Source organism: Lacrimispora sphenoides (assembly GCF_900105215.1).
Lineage (GTDB): Bacteria > Bacillota > Clostridia > Lachnospirales > Lachnospiraceae > Lacrimispora > Lacrimispora sphenoides_A.
In genome coordinates, this window is record NZ_FOIP01000001.1 from 787,800 (window position 1) to 804,878 (window position 17,079).

At 45.9% G+C, this 17,079-nt stretch carries 14 protein-coding genes; 1 reads left to right on the forward strand and 13 read right to left on the reverse strand.

Annotated elements, in window-relative coordinates:
• Window positions 1–12 precede the first annotated feature (12 nt).
• The 13 genes from BMW45_RS03580 to BMW45_RS03640 all read right to left on the reverse strand — a co-directional run bounded on the left by BMW45_RS03580 (window position 13) and on the right by BMW45_RS03640 (window position 15,838).
• Window positions 13–927: an ABC transporter permease gene (locus BMW45_RS03580; RefSeq protein ID WP_092240614.1), complete on the reverse strand. Its 915-nt coding sequence runs from the start codon at window positions 925–927 to the stop codon at window positions 13–15.
• Window positions 905–1,867 (reverse strand): ABC transporter ATP-binding protein, encoded by a 963-nt coding sequence (locus BMW45_RS03585; RefSeq protein WP_092246131.1) that lies wholly within the window; start codon window positions 1,865–1,867, stop codon window positions 905–907. Before BMW45_RS03585 ends, BMW45_RS03580 begins: the two co-directional genes overlap by 23 nt.
• On the reverse strand, window positions 1,867–4,356 hold the full coding sequence (locus BMW45_RS03590; RefSeq protein WP_092240616.1) for a hypothetical protein: 2,490 nt from the start codon (window positions 4,354–4,356) through the stop codon (window positions 1,867–1,869). The genes BMW45_RS03585 and BMW45_RS03590 overlap by 1 nt, the downstream gene beginning before the upstream one ends.
• A gap of 6 nt (window positions 4,357–4,362) precedes the next feature.
• Window positions 4,363–5,499 carry a sensor histidine kinase gene (locus BMW45_RS03595; protein ID WP_092240618.1) on the reverse strand — a complete coding sequence of 379 codons (1,137 nt, stop codon included), beginning with the start codon at window positions 5,497–5,499 and terminating at the stop codon, window positions 4,363–4,365.
• Window positions 5,489–6,196, reverse strand: a complete 708-nt coding sequence (locus tag BMW45_RS03600; protein WP_092240620.1) for a response regulator transcription factor — start codon at window positions 6,194–6,196, stop codon at window positions 5,489–5,491. The genes BMW45_RS03595 and BMW45_RS03600 overlap by 11 nt, the downstream gene beginning before the upstream one ends.
• Window positions 6,197–6,347: 151 nt before the next feature.
• Window positions 6,348–8,489: an RNA degradosome polyphosphate kinase gene (locus BMW45_RS03605; RefSeq protein WP_092240622.1), complete on the reverse strand. Its 2,142-nt coding sequence runs from the start codon at window positions 8,487–8,489 to the stop codon at window positions 6,348–6,350.
• Complete coding sequence (locus BMW45_RS03610) at window positions 8,489–10,057, reverse strand: Ppx/GppA phosphatase family protein (RefSeq protein WP_092240624.1); 1,569 nt, start codon at window positions 10,055–10,057, stop codon at window positions 8,489–8,491. The genes BMW45_RS03605 and BMW45_RS03610 overlap by 1 nt, the downstream gene beginning before the upstream one ends.
• Before the next feature lie 37 nt (window positions 10,058–10,094).
• Complete coding sequence (locus tag BMW45_RS03615; protein ID WP_092240626.1) at window positions 10,095–11,399, reverse strand: ATP-binding protein; 1,305 nt, start codon at window positions 11,397–11,399, stop codon at window positions 10,095–10,097.
• 123 nt (window positions 11,400–11,522) lie between these two features.
• Window positions 11,523–12,659 carry a prephenate dehydratase gene (gene pheA, locus BMW45_RS03620; RefSeq protein WP_092240628.1) on the reverse strand — a complete coding sequence of 379 codons (1,137 nt, stop codon included), beginning with the start codon at window positions 12,657–12,659 and terminating at the stop codon, window positions 11,523–11,525.
• Between the two features lie 36 nt (window positions 12,660–12,695).
• Window positions 12,696–13,457 (reverse strand): lysophospholipid acyltransferase family protein, encoded by a 762-nt coding sequence (locus tag BMW45_RS03625; RefSeq protein WP_092240630.1) that lies wholly within the window; start codon window positions 13,455–13,457, stop codon window positions 12,696–12,698.
• Window positions 13,458–13,511: 54 nt separating this feature from the next.
• Window positions 13,512–13,982, reverse strand: coding sequence for a putative ABC transporter permease (locus BMW45_RS03630; RefSeq protein WP_092240632.1), 471 nt, complete (start codon window positions 13,980–13,982; stop codon window positions 13,512–13,514).
• 44 nt (window positions 13,983–14,026) lie between these two features.
• On the reverse strand, window positions 14,027–15,538 hold the full coding sequence (cls, locus tag BMW45_RS03635; RefSeq protein WP_092240634.1) for a cardiolipin synthase: 1,512 nt from the start codon (window positions 15,536–15,538) through the stop codon (window positions 14,027–14,029).
• A gap of 120 nt (window positions 15,539–15,658) precedes the next feature.
• On the reverse strand, window positions 15,659–15,838 hold the full coding sequence (locus BMW45_RS03640) for a DUF4250 domain-containing protein (protein ID WP_025231206.1): 180 nt from the start codon (window positions 15,836–15,838) through the stop codon (window positions 15,659–15,661).
• A 164-nt stretch (window positions 15,839–16,002) separates the two neighbouring features.
• On the opposite strand from BMW45_RS03640, the gene BMW45_RS03645 reads away from it, so the two are divergent.
• Entirely contained in the window at window positions 16,003–17,007 is a 1,005-nt protein-coding gene (locus BMW45_RS03645) for an asparaginase (RefSeq protein ID WP_025231205.1), read from the forward strand.
• The last annotated feature ends 72 nt before the right edge of the window (window positions 17,008–17,079 follow it).

The window sequence follows — 17,079 nt, forward strand, 5'->3', positions numbered from 1 at the left end:
AAAAACCTCCTGTTATTTTATTTTTCTTATCTTTTTTCCTTTAGACGGACTGATGACCTTTACGGCGATGAACATGAATATGGCAGCCAGGGCCAGCTGGATAAAAATGCTTAAGACCACCCAGTTTTCCATGATAAAGTTATCCGGATGGGGGCCGAACCAGCTGTTTAAACTTCTTACAACCTGACTATCCCCTGTCTGACCATTGATCATTGCATAGAAGGTAGCCACCGGGTTTAGCAGAAGCAGATACAAGCATGCACCGGAACTGGTCTGGTCGGCCATACCTCCCACGGACATGGCATAGGTGCTGCTTATGTTCATCCGGGCCATGGAAAGGGCAAAGACATTGACCGCATAGGTGCCTGCGCCAATGAGGACCAGAACTCCATAGCTTACTACCGTAGCAATGGTCGACCGCTTGAACAGGGTGGAAAAACAGATTCCCATGCTTCCGCAGAGAAGGGCCACTGCCAGGTAGCAAAAAAGCAAGAGTACTACGTCATAAATCATCACTCCCCCATATACAAAGGATACGGCCAGAAGGGGAAAACTGGACATGATCATGAGGAACATGGTGCTAAAGGATGAGGTAAACTTTCCCCATATGATCTCCCATGGCTTCAAGGTCGTGGTAAGAAGAAGGTCAAGAGTCTGGCGTTCCCTCTCTCCGCTGATGCTTCCTGCGGTCAGCGCCGGCATGATGAACATCAGCATTACAAATTCCACTGCAGCCACAAATATGTACAAATTGGTAAATGAAGAATACTGGATCTCCGCAGTCAGCTTTACCCGCTCCACTACGGAGTACATATTAAGCAGAACTACCAAAGCCAGAATCGTATTAAAAATCGCCAGGATCAGCGCAAGACGGAAGCTTCTGGAGCTGACCGTTGTCTCCCGCTTATAAACCGGATTCAATTTCATGTACAAGCACCGCCTTTTCTTTATCATGATCCGTGATCTGCATAAACAGGGATTCTAAACTTCCCTGCTCCCTGTAGAAACCATGTACAAGCACCTCGGCATCCACCAGCTGTTGCAAAAGAAGAGCCTCATCCTGGTTATCTCCAATGAAATTCACCCTGATGTCCTCGTCTTTCACCGCTATGGTCTGGACACAGGGCTGGCTTTTTAAGATGGTCAGCGCCTTATCCTTATTTCCAAGAACAGAAATGATCAGAGGGTTGGTAGCATTGACCCTGCGCAGAATCTCCTCCATGCTGCCGCTTAAGATCATCTTTCCCTGGTCAATGACCCCAATGTCCGTACACAGCTCGGAGAGCTCGGAAAGTACATGGGAACTGATGAATATGGTCTTCCCCTGTTCCTTTAATTCCTTTAAGATCTCCTTAAATTCAAACCTGGTTCTTGGGTCCAGCCCTGAGGTCGGTTCATCAAGGACCAGCAAAAGGGGATCGTGGATCAGAGCCCTTGCCAGGCAGAGCCGCTGCTTCATACCTCTCGATAAGCTGTCTACGTAAAAATTCACCTTATCCTCCAGCCCTACCTGCTCCAAAAGGGTCATATACCGGGTCCTGCCTTTAAGCCCGTCGATTCCATAGCAGGAAGCAAAAAACTCCATGTATTCGTTGACTTTTAAATTGTCATATACGCCGAAAAAATCCGGCACATAGCCGATTTTCATTTTTAATTTATCTAATCCCCTGGACACATCCACGCCATCGATCATCACCTGACCACTGTCGGCAAAAAGAAGCCCTGTCATGATCTTGATGGTGGTGGTCTTTCCTGCTCCGTTAGGTCCTACGAAGCCATAAAGAGATCCCTGGGGGATACGAAGATCCAGGCCGTTTAAGGCATGGAATTTTCCAAACTTTTTCCGCAAATCCTTAATCTCTAACATCATTTATCCCTTCCTGTCACTGTCAGCATTGGCAGAGTCACATACCAGTTATTCTCAGATGTATTGTCACATACATATTTAACAGTCAGCGTGTTGCCTGGAGACAGATAAGGGGTCAGTTCCCAGGCTTTATAAACCGATTTATTGGGGTCCATGGCATCGTAATTGCCAGTGTCGTGATTGTAGAAATAAATATTTCCTTTAAAGATGGTGGCGTAGTAAAAGCTTTCGCTGTTTAAAAACTCGTCAGAGGGGTTTTCAAAGGTCAGCGTTTCCACCTCCAGATCATTTCCAAGAAAATACTCCAGAGCTACCGGGTCTACGCCGTAAATGGCGTTGGAATCCGCATAATACTGCCCGCTTACCACCGTAGGCGTTTTCATGAGAGCAGACCGGGAGGTCTCTCCATTGTTCTTTGTCTTTACATTAATGGTAGATGTAAACATGGACATGCCGAAAGTTTCATAATTCCCTCCGGCAAGGAACTGGCTGTCTGACTGGTCCTTGCTGAAAGCCACGATTCTGGCCTCCGGATTATAGAATGAGGAATATTTATCAAGATAAAAGCTTAAAATGTTGGTCCTTGATAAAGCCAGCATGTAAGCCGGATCCTCAATGTCCGCTTTGGGATACTGATAGCTTCCAGTTACCCGGGCAGATACCAGGAAGGAATTGTTAATGGGATAATTGATGACAGGAAGCCCGCTTAAATTCATGGTCTCTCCTGGCTTTAACTCTTCAATGACCACCATTTTCCCGTACATCAGGATTCCAACCTTTTCTACCTGGAAAGGATATTCATTGGTCACAGTGCCATATATGTTACCCTCGAACAGGGTGATGTCCCCGATAAGGCCCTTATGCTCTGTATTGGAAGTCCGTTTCCTTAAGGAATAATACTTGGGGGTAAAAGCTGCTGCGTTCTGGACCGAAACTCTGGTGTCCGTTTCCCCATAAGATATATTCACCTTATAGTCTTCATTTCCCATAAATCTGGGAACCGGCTTCATCTCATAGGAACTGCTTCTGGTGATGGGAAGCAAATCATATGTCGGATCCAGGGCAATGGTATATGCCTTATTATAAGGCGTCCTCATGTTGATATAAGTATATTCGTCTACATAGTTCTCCGTAGTATCCAGTATGGTCGCATAGGTAAAAAAGGTATCCTTAAACCTAGTTCCTACTCCCATTAAGTATACGATTGCCGCGAAGGCCAAGGAAACTGCTGCAACCGCGGTCCGGTAATACCTTCTCCGCTCCTGCTTTTTCAAAAACAGGTACAGCCCCGGGCCCACCAGCACAATATATCCCAGGATCACTACAGCATAAACCACCAGGTTCGGCAGCTTATCTAAGTTTCCGGTATTTAACATATTCTGCACGGACCAGAACTGGCCGGAATTTCCGCTGTATAGGTAGGAGGACAAATCATTTAACTTGGTTTCTCCCAAAAGCGCCGTAAAAAGCTTATCTACATAGGAACGCTGGACCTGGCAGAAGGAAGCGATATCCACAAAATCGTAGGCAGCAACGCCTACCTTTCCTTTTCCCTTTGATACAGAAGTAAGGACCGGGAATTCATCATTGGAAAGTACTCCGGTTCCACCTTTTAAAGAAACGTCTGCACAAACCAGATTCATGAAGGAATCTCCAGGACCATTGGAGGAATATTCCACTCCCATGTCCACGGATTTTTCCGATGGAGGTGCATAATCATCCTCCAGGATATCAGACCGGAAGGCATAAAGGGTATCATCCACCCGGCTGCCGGTTCCCAGAAGAAGGATCCCTCCTCCTTTCACCCATTCCCAAATTGCAGATACCTGGTCTGTGGACAGCCTTTTTGTATCGTAATCCGTAATGACCAGCACATCTAAAAGGTCCAGACCGATGACATTATCCGGCATCTTTTCTGTATCCATCTCAAAGGTCTTGATCCTGACAGAGCTGTAATTCACCCCCACCCCATCCATATAGGACAGAGTATCTGGTTCATCGGATAAAACCCCCACAAACAGTTCTGCTATATCTGCCGTGACATTCATTTTTAAGCGTTTGCGTATCAGCTCTTTTCCCTGGGAGTCCAGAAGCTTCACATAAAGAACATCTGCCCTTCCCACCGGAATATCCAAGGATTCCTCCGAGGCTTCAAAGGCCTTTAAGGAAACCGGGTACTCGTATTGGTAAATGTCATAATCCGATTCCATGGCAATCGCCTGGACCGTTCCCTGAAATTCGGAATCCAGCTGGTTTTTTAATGAAAAATTTACCGGTACGTAACGTCCGCTTTTTGCATTTCCCTCATATCCATAGGAAACATCCATGGAAACCCCGGAATTAGTAGCCGCATAATTTCCGTCTGCAAAGGAATTCCCTGCATCCATTCCGACCGGTGTTTCATTTGCCATACCGAAAGCAGGCAGCGTTACGCTGCCTGCTATGGTGACAACCATGGCACAAATCAGGGATATCTTTCTGAATTTCATTCTCTGTCACCCTATCTTTCCAAAGTTCTCTTTATTAATATCAAAATCCACTTGCAGCTTAATCGTAAATACCGTTCCGGATAAATCACTAGTCACATGAATGGTTCCGCCGTGCATATCCACAATATTCTTTGCGATGGCAAGTCCCAGCCCCGTTCCCCCTGTATTGGTAGACCGGGACTGTTCCACGCGATAAAACTTATTGAAGATAAGAGGCAGCTCTTCCTCCGGAATCACGTAACCGTAATTGATCACCTGAATGGTAACCAGTTCTTCGCTGCCATGGACCTTTACCAGGATGCGCTTTCCATCCGCTCCGTATTTGATGGCATTGTTGATTAAATTGTCAAACAGACGGGCCAGAAGGTTGCCATCCGCCGAGATCATCTGGGCGGGAACATTGCTTTGAAGCTCATAAGATAGGTTCTTATCCACAAAACTGGGATAAAATTCTTCCAACAGCTGACTTAAGAGCTTCACCACATCCACCTTGGCTACGTGCATGGAGATCTTCCCATAGTTCAGCTTTGTAAATCCGAATAAGTCCTCAATCAGCTTTTCCAGCCGCTTTGTCTTTACGTATGCAATCCCTATGTAATTTTTCTGGACTTCCGGATCAAGCTTTGTTTCTCCGGACAAAAGTTCCAGATACCCGATGATGGATGTTAAGGGTGTCCTTAAGTCATGAGCAATATTGGTAATAAGCTCGTTCTTGGTACGTTCCGCTTCCCGTTCCTTATCCATAAGGCCTCTTAAATCTTCCACCATCTTATTTAAACTGGCAGCCATGACAGAGAATTCATCATCCCCTTCAATGTCAACCGTAATATTTAAATCTCCCTCAGAAATACTCTGCATGGCATCAGAAATCCTGCTGATGTAACGCATAGACTTTTCCTGGAGAAGGAGAAAGGTGACCGTGAATATTCCGATCCCAAAAATAACATAAATCAGGATCACTACCACATCAAAGGATGTGAGCATCTCAACAAATGCATTGTCCTTTTGTGTGTTTCTCATGTAGGAGGCTACCAAAGATACATTGGTTACCAGAAATATCTCGATCAGGACCGTAACGACTGCACTGTAAAAAATATTGGCAATGACCCGGGTATGAAAACGGCGGTTAAGATCACTTTTCAATTTTGTATCCTACCCCCCAAACAGTGGTGATGATCTTGTTCTGTCTGGTATCCTCTTTCATCTTTCCCCGCAGCCGTCTGATATGTACCATAACTGTGTTGTTTGCCTCATAAACCTTTTCATTCCACACCTTTTCAAAGATCTCATCGGTGCTGAACACTCTTCCGGGATTAGAGGCCAGTAAGTAAAGGATGTCAAACTCAATGGGGGTAAGCTTAATCTCTTCCCCATAAACAGTCACCTTATGGTTATCCTTGTTAATGGTCAGTCCTCTTATTGCGATTTCATTCTTAGCAGCTTCATTTACCGCACTGTTGGGGTTTAACTGGGTATAACGGCGAAGCTGGGATTTTACCCGTGCCGTCAGCTCCAAAGGGTTAAAGGGCTTTGTCACGTAGTCATCTGCCCCGGTTCCAAGTCCCAGTATTTTGTCCAGATCCGTGGACTTGGCGCTGAGCATGATGATAGGAATGTTATTGGTCTCCCGTATTTTCTTGCACATTTGCAGGCCATCCATACCAGGCATCATGATGTCTAAAAGTACCAGATGGATCTGGTTTTTTTCCAGAATTCCCAATCCTTCTTCCGCATTATCCGCTTTATATACTTTATATCCGTCACTGACCAGGTAGATCTCCACCAGGTCTGCAATTTCTTTCTCATCATCCACAACCAAAATGCTTATTATCTCGGACATGAAAATACCTCCCTTGTCGTTATGTAAGCGGCTTTTCTTTTTTATTGAGGAAAAGCCTGCATCCATTTTACCACAAGAAAGGTATCTTTGCCTTACTATTTTCTTACAAAAAAGCTATAATTCGGTAACTATGGGGCGCTCTTCCATTGGCTTACTCCTGACTTTCCGTAGGAATAAACACCCGGCTGCCTACCGGATCCGACTTGCCAAGCTCCGCTTTCACATTCTGGATGGCCTCTTCACAGAACAGCTCCTGGCTGTTGACCAGGACCTTGCCCCTTTTATCAGGTTTCTCATAGGTTCCGTCGGCTTTTAAGATATGAGCCTTCACATTATCCTGAAACTGCACCTTAAGGAGATGGAAGATCTGCTCCTGCAGCATTTCATCTTCTACAGGGAACATGATCTCCACCCTTCGGTCTAAGTTTCTTGGCATCCAGTCGGCGCTTCCCATATACAGCTCCGGACTGTTGTCATTTTCAAAATAGAAGATCCGGGCATGCTCCAGGAAATTTCCAACAATGGAATGGACCGTAATCGTTTCACTTAAGCCCGGAACTCCCGCCTTTAAGCTGCATATCCCGCGGACGATCAATTCGATCTTCACTCCCGCGCAGGATGCCTCATAAAGGGCCGCTATGATTTCCTTATCGCAAAGGGAGTTCATCTTGGCCATGATATGAGCCGTTTTCCCGTTTTCTGCATTTTTCGTCTCCCTACGGATCAGCCTTAAGAATCTGGCCCGCAGCCAGATGGGAGCCATCACCAGCTTATTCCAGTGAAGCGGCTCGGAATAGCCTGACAGCATGTTGAATACGGCCGTGGCATCTTCCCCGATCTGAGGGTTGCAGGTCATTAGGCCAAGATCCGTATAAAGCTTTGCTGTGGAATCGTTGTAGTTTCCGGTGCCTAAATGAACATAACGGCGGATGCCATCCTCTTCTCTGCGTACCACCAGAGTGATCTTGCTGTGAGTCTTTAAACCTACCAATCCATAGATGACATGACAGCCGGACTTCTCCAGTTTTTTCGCCCAGTTGATATTATTTTCCTCATCGAAGCGGGCCTTTAGTTCCACCAGCACCGATACCTGCTTGCCATTGTCGGCGGCCTCCGCCAAAGCGGCAATGATGGGGGAATTTCCGCTGACTCTGTAAAGGGTCTGCTTGATCGCCAGGACTTCAGGGTCACTGGCTGCGGTTTTTACAAAATTTACCACAGGGTCAAAGGTCTCATAAGGATGATGAAGCAAAATATCGCCTCCGCGGATGTTGGTAAATATGTCGTCCTCGTTCATAAGCCTTGGAACCTGCTGGGGAATATAAGAAACTGCCTTTAGATGGTTAACGCCTTTCATTCCGTACATCTTCATGAGAAAGGTCAGATCCAGAGGACCTGCGATCTCAAAGATATCGGCGGAGCTGATGCTTAATTCCCGTTTCAGTATTTTTAGCAGTCGTTTATCCATCTTTTCTTCCACTTCCAGACGGATAGCCTCCCCCCACTGCCGTTTCTTAAGCTGTTTCTGGATCTCCTCCAGAAGGTCCTCCGCTTCTTCCTCGTCAATGGTTAGATCCGCATTTCTCATGATGCGGAAGGGATGGGCGGTAATGACGTTGTAATTTAAAAACAGGCTGCCGATATTCCGTTCAATGATCTGTTCCAATAAAATGACCGCCCGTTCATCCTTTTTTCCGGTGGGAAGCTCAACGATCCTCGGAAGTACGCTAGGCACCTGGACCATGGCAAATTCCAGTTCATCTTCCCCGCTTTTTTTCTGAAGGAGAGCCGCGATGTTTAAGGATTTGTTTCGGACCAGTGGAAATGGCCTGGATGAATCCACAGCCATGGGAGTGAGCACCGGATATACATTTCTCTCAAAATAGCTGTCCGCATAGCTGCCCTCTTTTTCGCTTAGGTCCTCATGGACCTGAACCACCCGAAGTCCATTCTGTTTTAATGCAGGCAGAAGAGAACGGTTATAAGTAGAATACTGCAAAGCAACCAGCTCATGAGTCCGCACGCTGATCTTTTCAAGCTGTTCCGACGGTTTTAGGCCTGCAATATCCGGCTTTGTATATTTGGCATGGACCATATCCTTTAAGGAAGCCACCCGGACCATATAGAATTCATCTAAGTTTGAGGCTGTGATGCTTAAAAACTTCAGCCGTTCAAAAAGAGGAAGGTTTTTATCTCTCGCTTCACTGAGCACGCGGTAATTGAATTCGATCCAGCTCAGTTCCCGGTTTACATAATTCTCAGGATTGTTGTATATTTCATCGGTGCCTGTCATCAGGATAACCTCCTCTTCTGTTTTAATATGGGCCTTATACCGAATATTTCTTCAAAAAAATCAGCTTTTTGCCGGAATGCCATGGATTCCAGGGTAATATCGCCCTCATAAGAGACGGTCACCACCAGCTGTCCGTTCTTTACGCTCATATGGGTGTCTGACAGCTTCTGCTTGTGGCTGCGGTCCAGGGAATTGGCGAGCCTTAAAATGGCTGTCAGCTTTCCCACAAGTATGATGCTGTCCTCATGAGGAAATTCTCCTTTTGTATTCCGGAACACCTCTTCGCTTAAATGGATCCGGTTATAATCAAATTCCACCCCATTGTAGCGGACCGCATTGGCGATGATCTCCCGCTCCATATGGGACAGACCGATGATCTCTGTTGACATGATGATATGGTAGGCGGATTCGCTGGGGTTTCTCATGCTGATAAATTTGCCGCAGGCGTGAAGGATGGCGGCAATCTGCAAAAGAAGCCTCTCTCTCTTTCCCATTCCGTGATATTTCTTCATGCTGTCAAAGATATCTACCACGTATTTTTCCATATTCACCGTATGAGGACCATGGCATTTATAGCGCTTTGCCATATTGCGGGAGGCCGCAAGAATGTCCTCGGAAAAATCATGGTTGAATTTCACCGCCTTTGTTTCCTCTGCAAATTCGGCTGCAATGCTGTCGCATAAACGGATTCCCGGAATCCAGAAAAGCTCTGCCTTGGTCAGTTCCAAAACTCGTTTAAAGATGATGGCCGCCGGAACCAGGAGGGATGCGTATTCCGAATTAACTCCAAACCGTTCCTGGATCTGGTCTAAAGACATTTCAACAATCTTTTCATAAAAAAATGCGAATTCCTCTGCAGTGACCCGTTCCACTGGCTTTCCGCCGCGGCTGCCCCGGGACAGATATAGGATGCTTTCTCCTATCCCGATCAGATTTTTGATCTCCCTGTCTTTTAAGTAAACCTTGCGGAATGTATATAGTTCATTATCCACCATTTCCTCGATCAGGGTATTCTGCATCTGGTTATCGACTTGTACGGTCCCCATCATTTCACGGATTCTTAAGACACCTAACATCAGGTTATGGGTGGAAACCAGGGCATCCCTGTCAAAAAGGGAAACCTGCATGCTTCCAAAGCCTACATCCACAATGGCTGTACCTTTTTGTATGATCTTATGGAATTCCGCATCCTTTGAGGCGATGGCCTTATAACTGATAAATCGCTGCTCGGAGTTGCTGATGACACGCACTTCGATACCAGTCCTCACCCGGATCTGATCCAGTACGATCCGGCTGTTTTTCGCTTCCCGCAGGGCACTGGTGGCGTAGGCCCGGTACCCGATCACCTTATAAGACTGCATGATATCCGCAAAATCCTTGATGACCTGACACATCTCCTCCACCAGCTCATAGCTGATCTTTCCATCATTATAGGTGTCCCTTCCAAGGGCAATGACATGACGGACATGGTCCACCTTACGGATTCCTGTCTTAGCAGAAATCTCATAGATACCAAGCTCCAGTTCAAACGATCCAACATCAATGGCGGCAAATAATCGTATTGCCATACCTTTCCTCCTTACTGCCCATTTGTCAGGCAGCTTTTTAAATATCCAAGTCTTTCTTTTCAGTTGTTCCCAAAAGGTGTGTAATAAACTGGCTTGCCGTTCTGCCTGATAAGCCTCCGTGGTTTAGTTCCCATATATTTGCTTTTGCATACAATTCTTCCAGAGACATGTTTATATCGCTGCGGGCGGCCAGCGCCCCTACGATCTCCTGGAACTCTCTTCTGTCCGGCGAGCCGTAATAGATGGTTACACCAAAACGGGCCACCAGGGAAAGCTTTTCCTGGACGGTGTCATTATTATGTAAGTCATCATCCAGCTCCCTCTTGTCACTGAATTTTTCCCGTATGAGATGTCTGCGGTTGGAAGTGGCATAAATCAGCACATTACCCGGTTTTTTCCCAAGGCCGCCTTCAATGATCGCCTTTAAATACTTATACTCCAATTCAGAATCCTCAAAGGATAAGTCATCCATGTAAATAATAAATTTGTAATTCCGATCCTTCACCTGTTCCTGGACCTTTGAAAGAGATTTGAATTGATGCTTATAGACCTCGATGATCCGAAGCCCTCTGTCATAATATTCATTGAGCACGGCCTTAATGCTGGAGGATTTTCCGGTTCCGCTGTCGCCGAACAGCAGGACGTTATTGGCAGCCCGCCCGTTTAAGAAAGCCTCCGTATTTTCGATCAGCTTCTGCTTTTGGAGTTGGTAGCCGATGATGTCATCTAAATGGACATGTTCAATGCTGGTGATAGGAAGGATCTGAGGCTCGCCGACTGCCTCCTCGATGCGGAAGGCTTTATTAAGGCCGAACTTCCCTACTCCGAACCTGCGGTAAAACTCTGTTATCACAGAAGCAAAAACAGTCTCATCCTCAGCTTCTTCCAAGGCAACGGCCAGGGCAACAATCTGGTCCCTGATCCTCTTATTATAGATCTTACTGCTGCCGTCTGCTGTCCGGTAATCGGAAAGGGCGGTCCATATCCCCTGTCCCCGATTTAAACGGTCCAGTTTTCGGATGTCATGATCAAACAATTCCTTTATGACCCGGAAATCATGAGCAACCAGTTCATTTAAAGTCCCTTCGATGGGGCCTACGATCTCACAGGAGGTACTATAGGCATTTTCATTGTTTGCAAGGCAGAATGATAAAAAACAATGCCAGAGATTCCCCTCAAAGCCATAGGAAGCCGCCAGCTCAATGAGCTGACCGGCGCAGGCATAGGAATCCGGCATTGTTTCTCTTTCCGACCCCGATTCCAGGCTCAAAAGCCCGGCGATCTTGTCAAAAAGTTCACGATGATTCAAATTACGGTACAAAATCAATTCCTGGGATTTCATAATTTGCCTCCTAAATGAATCAGGCAGATATGCGGATATATCCAGCTGATTCACAAATTCAAGGTTGAAAGATGTTGTTCTTTCAACCTTTTTCCTTCTGTAGAATAATAAGTCACACAGCCCCTAATAATTTCCCAAAACCCTCATATTGCTTCCCTCTTCAGAGATTCCCTTTAAGGCATTCTGAATGGAAGCATCACTTAAATTCCCTTCAATATCTATGAAAAACCGGTATTCCCAGTTCCTTCCAAGAATGGGCCTGGACTCGATCATCATCATGCTGACCCCGTTATAGATAAAATTGCTCAGCATATTATAAAGAGAACCGCTCTTATGGGGCAGTTCAAAGCTTATGCTTATTTTTCCCGCATCTTCCCGGTATACCGGCTCCTTTGACAGGATGATGAACCGGGTCGTATTGTTTTTATTATGGTTGATGGAAGATTTTAAAACCTTCAGCCCGTAAATTTCCCCTGCGATCTCACTGGCCACCGCCGCCTGGGACGGATCGCCATCCTCAAAGACCTTTTTGGCTGCTATGGCAGTATTCTCCACACTGATCTGCCTCCAGTCCCTGTTGGCATTTAAAAATTCAGAGCACTGCATAAGGGCCTGGGGGTGGGAAAACACCGTTTGGATGTCCCCCTCCTTTGCCTCCGAAAGCCCAAGCAGCGCATGGTCTACGGAAAGGAAGGTTTCCGCCACAATGTAATTGTGATATTTTATAAGTAAGTCATAATTATGGGTGACCGCCCCTGCAGAGGAATTCTCAATGGGCAGAACCGCATAATCAGCTGCTCCTGCCTCCACCTCTTTCATGGCATCTTCCCAGGAGTCCACATGGTATATATCTGCATCGGCCCCAAAATATTTTAGTGCTGCCTCGTGGGTGTAGGCGCCTTCCACTCCCTGATACACCACCCGTGCATGATTGACTGGAAGACTCTTTACCGGTCGGAAATCATATTCCGCCTTAAGTCCGTGTTCCGCCATAAGCTTGTACTGGAAATGGCGGCTGATCGTCATCATCTGAGTGAACAGCTCCCTTACCGCATGTTTATGGAATTCATCTTCCACCATACCGGTCACAGCCTCGATCTTCTGCTGCTCCCTTTCCTTGTCATAAACCTGCTTACCTGTTTCAATCTTATATTCGGCCACCTGGCCGCTAAGCGCCATCCGCTTTTCAAATAACGAAACAATCTCTCGGTCAATCCCGTCAAGCTGTTTTCTGATTTCCTGTAAATCCAATGTCTTCATGGGTCTTATCATTCCTTTTTCTTATCTGATGTGTGCTTAAGCCCTGTCAGAAATCTTTCCCTGGCTTTTCAGTTCTGCTTCCAGCATGGCCTTTATCTGATTCTCTACATAAGCGCCTGGGAATTTCCGAAACTCCGGTTCCAATTCCTTTGTATAAAAGGGCTTGCCAAATTCAATCGTCACCTGAGAGGGAAGCATGCGGGGAAATTGCCGTTCAAACACTTCCGCTGTTCCGGTAATTGCAACCGGTACTACCGGGCAGCCGCTTTTTTCCGCAATTTTAAGGCTTCCTTCCTTAAAAGGAATGAGATCTAAGGGACTCTCCTCCCGGTTCCTGGTACCTTCCGGGAAGATCCAGACGGAAACACCTCGTTTTACCTGATCGATTCCTATGAGAATGGTCTTTAAGCCTTCTTTTAAATTCTTCCTGTCTAGAAACAGACAATTTACATACTTCATCCAGGTGGAAAGCAGAGGAATCTTCTCCATTTCTTTTTTTGCCACGAATCCCATAAGGTCGGGAACCGTCACATAACCTACAAGAATATCAAAATAGCTCCTGTGATTTCCAACGTACAAAACGGCCCGGTCTGAAGGTATATTCTCCTTACCCTTAACCGTAATGCTCACGCCTGCCATATGAAGAATGATCCGAAAAATCCATTGGACCACCGCCAGGCTCTGGATATCCCGCTGGCGGCGGTCCTTTTTACCGGTCAGCCATTCAAATATAATGACCGGAATGCTTAAAATCAAAAATATGATGACTGTTGCTGCTACAAGAATAAAACGTATCATTGATCTAGCCCTCCATTTCATCTATTATATAAAATGGTGACTTTAATTACAATACTACCCGCCTTTCTTTTTTGTAATTTGTTCGAACAACAGTCCTGTGGCAAACCACAGCGGTGCAAAGTCCAGACGGATCAGTCCGTCTATGTTGGAGTTTCGCCCCGTATAATCCCACGGGCACATCCCTCTGCCCCGCAAAAGGGAGCCGGCAATATATTCCGCCACAAAAATGAGAACCATGTAAAGAAATCCATGGCGGATAGCAAGATCCGCTCTCTTTGCCGTAAATCCTGAACCGGGATTCACCCACCGGTCAATAAGATCTCCTATGGGACCTAAAAGTGCTCCGCAGCCATAAATAGGAAACATTAATAGGGACGTCTGCCCCATAAGCCGCCAGTCTTGGCGCAAAATGGATTCCGTGGAGGTAAAGATAACCTCCAGGCACCAACCTGTCACCCCGCATTTGCAGAAATTAAGTGGCAGTTGTTTTAAGTTTAGTTGTGATAGTGTTTTCATACCCTTCATTATGCGCCGGTTATTGGGATATTATGTTCTTCTGTTAAAGAATTCTATAATAGAGGAGACAACAATCTGCTCCCCTGTTCCTTGATCCGAATGAAAAGACTCCTCTCTTCATACACCTCTCTTGTGATCTCTTTGCACACCTTTAGGTCCTCCAGGAACAGAGCTTCCAGCCTGCGGGTCGTCTCCTCGTCGTAGATTACCGCATTTACTTCAAAATTTAGCTCAAAGCTTCGGATATCCATATTGGCAGTGCCATAAGAGCTGACCTTTCCGTCGGTCATAACCCCCTTGGAATGGAGAAACCCGTTTTCATAGGTATAGCACCTGGCCCCGGCAGATATTAAATCCCCCACATAGGAATAGGAAGCCCAGTAAACAAAAGGATGATCCGGCTTACAGGGGATCATCAGCCTTACATCAACACCGGAACGGGCAGCTACTGACAAAGCGGTAAGCACAGCATCATCAGGCACGAAATAAGGTGTCTGGATGTAGATATGATCCCTGGCCTTTGAAAAGAGCCGGATATAATTATCCCGGATCTGTCGGCTCCTTGCATCCGGGCCGCTTGCAATGATCTGGATTCCAAGATGTTTTCTCTCGTCATTTATGTCAACCACGCCAAGGAAATCCAGACAACTTCCGTCTTCATCTTCACAAAAATATTTCATATTACGGAACAGGTTTTCTCCTGTCGCATAATTCCAGTCCAGAGCAAAGCGGATCTGAAGGCTTAGCACAGACCCTCCCTGCAGCTTTAAATGGGTATCTCTCCAATAACCGAACCTGGTATCCTTTGAAATATATTCCCGGCCGATGTTGAAGCCTCCCACATATCCGACCCTGTTGTCAATGACCACGATCTTTCTGTGGTTTCTGTAGTTTACACGAAGCTGAAGCCTGCCTAGTATGGGCGGGAAAAAGATCCCTATCTTTACCCCGTTTTCCTTGAGCTGGTTCCATTTGTCCTTACGCATGAAACGCCCCCCCATACCGTCGCAGAGAATGCGCACTTCAACTCCTGCTCTGGCACGCTCTATGAGGATGGGAATTATGGAGTCAAACACTTCATCGTCTTTAATAATATAATACTGCAAATGAATAAAATGGGTTGCATTGGAAAGCTCCATTCTCAAGTCTTTAAATTTTTCTTCCCCGTCCGTAAAAATCTCAACCGTGTTGTCAACGGTCAGCACAGATCCGGAAGTCTCCAGATTATACAGCACAAGATCCTCATAGTCACGGGACAAAGACGATACCAGGCTGATATCATGGCTTTTTAAAAATTCTTCCTGGTTTTTTGCGGAATAACGCACCCGGTCTTCCACTTCCTTAATCCGGAACATCTTGCCCTTTCGCATATCCTGGCCCAAAAGCAGATAAACAAGAATACCGAATACAGGAACAAAATACAGGGCCAGGAGCCAGGTCCAGACTGCTTTGGGATCACGGCGCTGAAAAAACACGATAATAATTGATAGAATCAGGTTGATATAAATCAGATGATCAATCAGCCAGTTCCAAATATCAACTGCCTGTAAAAACATCGTTTCCATAATAAATCCCTCCTGTCTAAGCGGTCACGATCCGCTTTATGCGGGCAATGAGGCATACCTCATAGCTTTCTTCGGGATATTTAATTGCAGAAAAGGACCACCGCTGATGCGATGACCCTTTTATACAAACTGATTTCTCTCCCTGTTATAATGATAATCAATCGCAGCCAGAGAAAGGGTCAGGTCATTCTCCTGGATCCCAAGACTATGGCAGCATTCCTCAAGAGAAGGATAATAATCTCTTAACTGAGTATTGACATAGCTTAGCAGCATCACCGGATCTTTAGGTATATTAAACATTTTTTCCTCCTCCTATTCTGTTAACATATTTATTCTATCATAATTATTCCCAATTGTGAATCATTGAGAATGGGAGTTGCGGAATTTTCATGGCAAAGTACCCCTGTACGAATGGAGTAATCAGTGCTACAATCAAATTTGAAATCCTTTAGGAGGTACAAGGTATGAAAAAAATACTAATGCTTGGAACAGGGGGCACCATCGCCTGTAAGCGGAGTGACAATGGCTTAAAGCCTCTCCTTACTACAGACGAAATCCTTTCCTATGTTCCGGAAGCATCAGAATTCTGTCAGGCAGACAGCCTGCAGATACTAAACATAGACAGCACCAATATGCAGCCAAGCCATTGGATTACCATGGCAAAGGCTATTGAAACTCATTATAAGGATTACGATGGTTTTGTTATCTGCCACGGCACGGATACCATGGCTTATACAGCCTCAGCCCTTTCCTATCTGGTACAGGATTCGGAAAAGCCCATTGTCATCACCGGAGCCCAAAGGCCCATTGACATGGAAAACACCGATGCCCGCACGAATTTATCAGATAGTCTACGGTTTGCCAGCGAGTCTAAGGCCCATGGTGTTACCATTGCGTTTGACGGCAAGGTGATTGCAGGCACCAGAGGGAAAAAGGAGCGCACCAAGAGCTACAATGCTTTTTCCAGCATTAATTTTCCATATATTGCAGCGATTCAGGATGGACATGTGTTGTTTTACGTCGATGATAAGGCTTCCTGTCCCAGGCAGGTACAGTTTTTCCAAAAGCTGAATCCTCATGTGGCATTAATGAAACTGATTCCTTCCATGGGGTCTGACGTTCTGGATTTCATGGCAGAGCACTATGATGCGGTGATCATAGAATCCTTTGGCGTCGGCGGCCTTCCTTCCTATGATACCGGTGATTTTTATAAGGCTGTTAAAAAGTGGATTAATCTAGGAAAAACCGTGGTCATGGCCACCCAGGTGACCAATGAGGGCAGCGATATGTCCGTGTACGAAGTCGGGCATTCCATAAAAAAGGAGCTGGGACTTTTAGAAGCCTATGATATGACTCTGGAAGCCACAGTGACGAAGCTCATGTGGATTCTGGGACAGACCAGTGACGAAAATGAGATACGGGAATTATTTTACCGTACTATTAACAGAGATATTCTTTGGCAGGCTTAAAAATACGGGCGCAGCAAAAGAGATGAGTAATCATCCCTTTTGCTGCGCCCTTTAAAATAAGCGTAAGGTTTA

What these genes read in the sequence shown, in the direction of transcription:
- BMW45_RS03580 (WP_092240614.1), bottom strand. Translation starts at nt 927, where the DNA reads ATGAAATTGAATCCGGTTTATAAGCGGGAGACAACGGTCAGCTCCAGA.
- BMW45_RS03585 (WP_092246131.1), bottom strand. Translation starts at nt 1,867, where the DNA reads ATGTTAGAGATTAAGGATTTGCGGAAAAAGTTTGGAAAATTCCATGCC.
- BMW45_RS03590 (WP_092240616.1), bottom strand. Translation starts at nt 4,356, where the DNA reads ATGAAATTCAGAAAGATATCCCTGATTTGTGCCATGGTTGTCACCATA.
- BMW45_RS03600 (WP_092240620.1), bottom strand. Translation starts at nt 6,196, where the DNA reads ATGTCCGAGATAATAAGCATTTTGGTTGTGGATGATGAGAAAGAAATT.
- BMW45_RS03605 (WP_092240622.1), bottom strand. Translation starts at nt 8,489, where the DNA reads ATGACAGGCACCGATGAAATATACAACAATCCTGAGAATTATGTAAAC.
- BMW45_RS03610 (WP_092240624.1), bottom strand. Translation starts at nt 10,057, where the DNA reads ATGGCAATACGATTATTTGCCGCCATTGATGTTGGATCGTTTGAACTG.
- BMW45_RS03615 (WP_092240626.1), bottom strand. Translation starts at nt 11,399, where the DNA reads ATGAAATCCCAGGAATTGATTTTGTACCGTAATTTGAATCATCGTGAA.
- pheA (WP_092240628.1), bottom strand. Translation starts at nt 12,659, where the DNA reads ATGAAGACATTGGATTTACAGGAAATCAGAAAACAGCTTGACGGGATT.
- BMW45_RS03625 (WP_092240630.1), bottom strand. Translation starts at nt 13,457, where the DNA reads ATGATACGTTTTATTCTTGTAGCAGCAACAGTCATCATATTTTTGATT.
- BMW45_RS03630 (WP_092240632.1), bottom strand. Translation starts at nt 13,982, where the DNA reads ATGAAGGGTATGAAAACACTATCACAACTAAACTTAAAACAACTGCCA.
- cls (WP_092240634.1), bottom strand. Translation starts at nt 15,538, where the DNA reads ATGGAAACGATGTTTTTACAGGCAGTTGATATTTGGAACTGGCTGATT.
- BMW45_RS03640 (WP_025231206.1), bottom strand. Translation starts at nt 15,838, where the DNA reads ATGTTTAATATACCTAAAGATCCGGTGATGCTGCTAAGCTATGTCAAT.
- BMW45_RS03645 (WP_025231205.1), top strand. Translation starts at nt 16,003, where the DNA reads ATGAAAAAAATACTAATGCTTGGAACAGGGGGCACCATCGCCTGTAAG.